This is a genomic window from Stenotrophomonas sp. STEN035 (assembly GCF_056759935.1).
The window spans coordinates 1-286 of the sequence record NZ_JBRRDY010000092.1 but is presented as its reverse complement, the minus strand read 5'-3'; the positions used below and the strand labels follow the sequence as shown (position 1 = coordinate 286).

The following is a 286-nucleotide window of genomic DNA, read 5'->3' as shown; positions in this document are numbered from 1 at the left end:
ACAGCTTAGGCTGCACTACCATCGGCGCGGCTACGTTTCACTTCCGAGTTCGGGATGGGATCGGGTGGTTCCATAGCGCTAATTTCATCAGGGAGACAGTTGGAGCGTCGCCATCCAAAAAACGGATTTAGGCGCCTGCCTCTCATGGATCTTGTGACGTAGCGTGCACTTGGAGTCTATCGACATGTCATGTCGGCCAAGGCAACTTGAGGTTATATGGTCAAGCCACACGGATCATTAGTATCAGTTAGCTCAATGCATTGCTGCACTTACACACCTGACCTAT

General features: G+C 51.0%; 1 rRNA gene. It reads right to left on the bottom strand.

What is annotated here, in order from left to right:
* A 5S ribosomal RNA gene (gene rrf, locus ACVOLL_RS20615) occupies positions 1 to 92 on the bottom strand; the annotation flags it as partial.
* Between the last annotated feature and the right edge of the window lie 194 nt (positions 93 to 286).